The following is a 5,845-nucleotide window of genomic DNA, read 5'->3' as shown; positions in this document are numbered from 1 at the left end:
GCACATGACTTTTAATCATGGTGTCCGGAGTTCGATTCTCCGGTAAGCCACCAAATTTTCTAGGGCTCCTTGGTCAAGCGGTTAAGACACCACCCTTTCACGGTGGTAACAGGGGTTCAATTCCCCTAGGAGTCACCATAAAAAAGTTCTTGCTTTTTAAAGCGAGGGCTTTTTTATTTTATAAAATATTAATAGAATTTATATATATAATACTGTTTTGATTGTGGATAATGTTGATTATTTTCATTAAGAAGTGTATATTTATAAAAATGGAGATAAATTTATGATTATAACTAAAAGAGTTTTTATTGCAGAGTTTATTAAAAGACCAAATAGGTTTGAAGCTTACGTAAATCTATTTGGAGAAGAAATAATAGTACATGTTCCGAATACAGGAAGATGTAAAGAAATATTAATACCAGGATGTAAAGTTTTGTTAAGAGAAGAGCTTAACCCAAGTAGAAAGACGTCATATGATTTAATCGCGGGATATAAAGATAATAAAATTATCAATATAGATTCACAAATTCCTAACAAAGTTGTTGATGAGGCATTAAAAGACCAAAAGATACAAAAGCTTATTAAATATAATATAATACAGAGGGAAAAAACTTTTGGGAATAGTAGATTTGATTTTAAACTATCTAATAAAATAGGTGATGAATATTACCTTGAAGTAAAAGGGGTAACATTTGAAATAGATGGCAGAAGTATGTTTCCAGATGCACCTACCCAGAGGGGAAAAAAACATTTATTAGAACTTATTGAAGTAAAAAAAATTGGACTAGGCGCGGGAGTGTTATTTCTTATTCAAATGAATGATATAAAAAGTTTTTCGCCATATGATGATATGGATGAAGCGTTTGGTGAAACATTACGCCTTGCATACAAAAGTGGTGTAGATATTTTTGTATATGAATGTGAAGTTGGTGAAAATCACATAACTTTGAGCAAATCAGTAGAGTTTGTTTTGTAATTATTAAAATTATTAATGATGCTTATTTTAATTGAATAAAAGCCTAAATAGTATTAGACTAATAACATAGGCATTAAGGAGGGTAAAATTTGAAATTTATATATTGTCCAATTTGTGGAGAAAAATTAATAGAAAGAGACAGTTGGGATGAAGGGGCAGTTCCATATTGTCCCGTGGATGATATTATGTATTTTGACACACCCAAACCATGTGTAGTAGTTGCAGTTATGAAGGGAAATGAAATATTACTACTTAAACAAAGTTATACATTTAAGAATTCAAAGGTGCTGGTATCAGGATATGTAACTAATGGAGAATCTGTTGAAGACACTGTGTATAGAGAAGTTAAAGAGGAAACGGGGATAACTGTTGGAGAAATTAAATATTTGGGGAGTGATTATTTAGCTTCTAAAGAAATTATAATGTTAACATTTATGGCTAAGTATGTTGATGGAAATATAGAGAAATCACCTGAGGTTGATTGTGCTAATTGGGAAAACATAGATGATGCTATATGTGAAATGAGTGAAGATGAGATAGGTAAGAGAGTAGTAAGAAAATTGTTAAAGGAAATTAAATATACAGGAGAAAAGGCTTATAGATGTGATATAAAGTAGAAGCAATATAAATATTGGATAACGAGTAGAAGGGAGAGAAATTAAAATGAAAGAAGAAGCTAAAGAAGTTAAAGAAAAAATTATGTATCAAAAGGCACCTCAGATAACAGGAAACTTAAGGAGACATATGATAGAGTTACCAACTGCGATAAGAGATGCTACTGGAATTGTGATATTTGGTAAAAGATTAAAGTCTTTTGTTTTTACTACAGATGTAGCGGTTATAAGAAATACAAATGCTGATGCAATTATTGCAGTATATCCGTTTACCCCTCAGCCTATAATAACAGAAGCATTAGTACTTGCAGCTGATGTACCAGTGTTTTGTGGCGTTGGAGGAGGAATTACTACAGGGAAGAGAGTAACAAATTTAGCATTAGATGCTGAATTTAAAGGTGCAATGGGAATAGTAGTTAATAGTCCAATATCTAATGAAGTTATAACACAAGTAAGGGAAACTATAGATATTCCAATAATAGTTACAGTTGTATCAGAATTTGAAGATATAGAGGCAAGAATAAGAGCCGGAGCGACTATAATTAATGTATCTGGTGCTAGAAAAACAGCTTATATAGTAGGGAAAATAAGAGAAAAACATCCTGATTTCCCAATAATTGCAACTGGAGGTCCTGATAATGACACGATAAGAGAAACTATAAAAGCTGGTGCTAATGCAATTACATATACGCCACCTATAGTAGCGGATATTTTAAATGAAATAATGATCAAGTACAGAACAATTTATAAGACGGAAGATACAGAAAAATAATGTTTAAGTTATTAATAAAATAATTTCAACTAAAACGGTAGGTGATAAAATGGCTGTAGGTGGAGATAATTGTATTCATTGTCCTGAAGCTTTAACAAAACAGTGCAGTAGTGAAGTAACTGATTGTGTATGTAAAAGATGCCCAAGAAATTTAAGGCAGTGTTTAACTACAAAGTATTGTAGGGAAACTGAGTCTATAATCAATATAAAGGATTATTGGTGGGAAACCCATTAATAAAATACTTAGAGGTTATTTTAATTATAAAAAAACGAATATAAGCTATTAGAACATTTTATGTTTTAGTAGCTTTTGTTTTATATGAAATATTAAACAAAATTTTAAACAATAAAAAGGTACATAGGGTTTATTTGATGGAATTATGGAAATAATAAATATAAATCAATTAGATTTTAAACTTTAGGAGGTTTAATATTATGTCAAATATAGAGCAGATGTCACATGTGGCAAATAGTTGTAATGGATATGACTCAATAGGAACAGGATTTCAGTCTTCAATAGGTACAGCGTATAGTAAAAGTTGTGATAATTGCCAGCATTTAAAAAACAACAAGTGTGAAATTAATTTGTATGATAAAGTTCTAGCTGGATTAGATCAATCTTAATATCGTTATTTATATTATAACAATGCATTTTAAATAAAAGTTTTAACATCAACCCCATATAACAAAGAGTATTTGTTGTATGGGGTTGAACTAATTACAATAAATATTATTATTTTTATAGTGTTTACACATATCATTAAATATTATTTATAAAGGAATACAATATATTATAGAATATACAGTTATATGAGCTTAATATTTATTTTAGTATATTGAGAAATATATACTTAAGTGTTAAAATAAGCTAAGTATAATGCTTAAAACTAATGAAAATATAAAAAATAAGGGTGGAAACAATAAATTTGGAGGGTGAATATGCATAAAAGATTATTTATACCGGGACCAGTAGAAGTGGCGCAAGATGTACTTCAAAAAATGGCTACTCCTCAGATATCACATAGAGGTAAGGAAGCATCAACATTACAAAGAAACATAAGCGATAAAATGAGAAAAGTTTTTAATACTAAAGAAGAAATACTACTTTCAACTAGCTCAGGAAGTGGATTAATGGAAGGAGCTGTTCGCTCATGTACAGCAAAAAGGGCAGCAATATTTTCAGTTGGAGCATTTGGGAATAGATGGTTCCAAATGTGTATGGCTAATGGAGTACCGGCTGATAAATTTGAATCTGAATGGGGACAACCAACAACTAAAGAAATGATAGACGAAGTATTGAAAACAGGTAAATATGATTTAATAACTATTACTATGAATGAGACTTCAACCGGACTTATGAATAATATAGAAGATCTTTCATCGATTTATAAAAGGTATCCGCAGGTTGTGGTATGTGTAGATACTGTAAGTAATGCCGCTGGAACAGAAGTAAATGTTGATGACTGGGCAATAGATATTTGTATAACTTCAACTCAAAAATGTTTAGGGTTACCTGCAGGAATGTCTATTTGCACATTCTCTAAAAAAGCGGTAGATAGAGCTAAACTAGTTACAAACAGAGGAGTGTATTTCGATTTATTAGGATTATATGATTGTATACAAAAGAAGGATTATCAATATCCATCTACGCCATCTCTTTCACATATGTTCGCTTTAGATTATCAATTAGATAAGATATTAGAAGAAGGATTAGAAAATAGGTATGCTAGGCATATAGCGGGAGCGGAGGTTGTCCGCGAGTGGGCTAGAGAAAATTTTGCAATATTTCCAAATGAAAAATTTCTTTCAAATACAGTAACTACTATTAAAAATACAAAAGGAATTAATATTTCAGATTTAAACAAGGAATTAGGAGAAAGAGGATTTATGATTTCTAATGGTTATGGGAAGTTAAAGGATAAGACATTTAGAATCGCACATATGGCTGAAACTACGCCAGAAGAAGTAAAAGAGTTATTAGTAATAATTAATGATATTTTAGGACTTTAATAAATAAAAATAAAAATTAAGAATGAAAAATTATAGTGTGATTTTTCATTCTTAATTTAAGTTTAATGGAGTATAAAAAAATTATTTAGGAGGATTTTAATGATTAGAGTGTTAGTTACTGACGGTATGGAAAAAGGTGCAATTGAGGAGTTGAAGAATAAGGGCTTTGAAATTGTTGAAAAATTTTATGATCCAGAACTTTTAGGTGATGAGTTAAAGAAATTCGATGTAATTGTTGTTAGATCTGCAACAAAGGTTAGAAAGGCAATAATTGATAAAGCAGCGGAATCGGGAAGATTAAAGCTAATAATTCGTGGAGGAGTAGGAGTTGATAACATTGATGTAGATTATGCTAAGGGTAAAGGAATAAAAGTAAAGAATACCCCTAATTCGAGTAGTGCATCTGTAGCTGAACTAGTACTTGCACATATGTTTGCAGTGTCAAGATTTGTTAATATATCAAATGTAGCTATGAGGCAGAGAATATGGGATAAGAAAAAATACACAGGAGTGGAAATTTGCGGAAAGACATTAGGGCTAATAGGATTTGGAAGAATATCTAAGGAGTTAGCTAAAAAAGCATCTGCACTTGGTATGAAAGTTATATATACAGATATAACAGGGAAAGCTAAGGGATTCAATGAGTATGAGTACTGTGAACTAAATGATGTATTAAAAAAATCAGATTATGTGTCATTACACATACCATTCATTAAAGAGCATGGAGCTACTATAGGAAAAGATCAATTAGCAATGATGAAGGATGGTGCATTTTTAATTAACTGTGCTAGAGGTGGAGTAGTTGATGAGGCTGCTTTAGTAGAAGCATTAGATAATGGTAAATTAGCAGGAGCTGGTGTGGATGTTTTTGTTGAGGAACCAACAAAAAATGAAGCTTTAGTTAATAATCCAAAAGTTTCTGTGTCGCCTCATATAGGGGCTGCTACAAAAGAAGCTCAAACAAGAATAGGCAATGAGATAATGGAGATTATTATTAGATTTTTCAAATAAAATGATTGATTGCAGGAGGGACAACTATGGCTATAATAAGACCTTTTAAAGCGTACAGACCACAATTAGATTTAGTAGAAAAAGTATCAGCTCTTCCTTATGATGTTATGGACAGTGAAGAAGCCCTGGCAATGGTAGAGGGTAACCCTTATTCATTTCTACATGTTGATAAATCAGAAATAGATTTACCCAAAGATATAGATATACACGATAAGCAAGTTTATTTAAAGGCTAGAGAAAATCTTCAAAAGATGATTAGTGATAAAGTCTATATTCAAGACGAAAAACCATGTATGTATATTTATAGACAAATAATGGACGGTAGATCTCAAACGGGTATAGTTGCTTGTGTATCAATAGATGATTATATAAAGAACACAATTAAGAAACATGAGTTAACAAGATCAGATAAAGAGCTTGATAGATTTAATCATGTTGATTATACAAATTGTAATACTGGTC

The 5,845-nt window shown here is 30.9% G+C and carries 8 protein-coding genes and 1 tRNA gene; all 9 read left to right on the top strand.

The genetic code is table 11. From position 1 onward, the window contains the following. The first annotated feature begins 63 nt into the window (after positions 1 to 63). A tRNA-Glu gene (locus Q0649_RS08680) sits at positions 64 to 138 on the top strand. Positions 139 to 283: 145 nt separating this feature from the next. Then, positions 284 to 976 carry a DNA/RNA nuclease SfsA gene (gene sfsA, locus Q0649_RS08675; RefSeq protein ID WP_298840300.1) on the top strand — a complete coding sequence of 231 codons (693 nt, stop codon included), beginning with the start codon at positions 284 to 286 and terminating at the stop codon, positions 974 to 976. 89 nt (positions 977 to 1,065) lie between these two features. Beyond that, positions 1,066 to 1,593: an NUDIX domain-containing protein gene (locus tag Q0649_RS08670; RefSeq protein ID WP_298840298.1), complete on the top strand. Its 528-nt coding sequence runs from the start codon at positions 1,066 to 1,068 to the stop codon at positions 1,591 to 1,593. Positions 1,594 to 1,675: 82 nt separating this feature from the next. Then, positions 1,676 to 2,362, top strand: a complete 687-nt coding sequence (locus Q0649_RS08665) for a hydrolase (protein WP_298840305.1) — start codon at positions 1,676 to 1,678, stop codon at positions 2,360 to 2,362. Positions 2,363 to 2,411: 49 nt separating this feature from the next. Beyond that, positions 2,412 to 2,597, top strand: a complete 186-nt coding sequence (locus tag Q0649_RS08660) for a hypothetical protein (protein WP_298840295.1) — start codon at positions 2,412 to 2,414, stop codon at positions 2,595 to 2,597. Positions 2,598 to 2,797: 200 nt separating this feature from the next. Next, positions 2,798 to 2,986 carry a hypothetical protein gene (locus Q0649_RS08655; RefSeq protein WP_298840292.1) on the top strand — a complete coding sequence of 63 codons (189 nt, stop codon included), beginning with the start codon at positions 2,798 to 2,800 and terminating at the stop codon, positions 2,984 to 2,986. A gap of 315 nt (positions 2,987 to 3,301) precedes the next feature. Then, positions 3,302 to 4,372 (top strand): alanine--glyoxylate aminotransferase family protein, encoded by a 1,071-nt coding sequence (locus Q0649_RS08650; RefSeq protein WP_298840290.1) that lies wholly within the window; start codon positions 3,302 to 3,304, stop codon positions 4,370 to 4,372. Positions 4,373 to 4,471: 99 nt separating this feature from the next. After that, a complete protein-coding gene (locus Q0649_RS08645) occupies positions 4,472 to 5,383 on the top strand; it encodes a D-2-hydroxyacid dehydrogenase (protein ID WP_298840287.1) in 912 nt (303 codons plus the stop codon). Between the two features lie 26 nt (positions 5,384 to 5,409). Then, positions 5,410 to 5,845, top strand: a 436-nt coding sequence (locus Q0649_RS08640; RefSeq protein WP_298840284.1) for a DUF1015 domain-containing protein, incomplete at its 3' end; no start/stop codon positions are given.

Origin of the sequence: uncultured Clostridium sp. (genome assembly GCF_937920395.1) — a bacterium.
Classification (GTDB): domain Bacteria; phylum Bacillota; class Clostridia; order Clostridiales; family Clostridiaceae; genus Clostridium_AD.
Note: the sequence above shows the minus strand (reverse complement) of the source record. Positions and strands in the feature narration are given on the sequence as shown.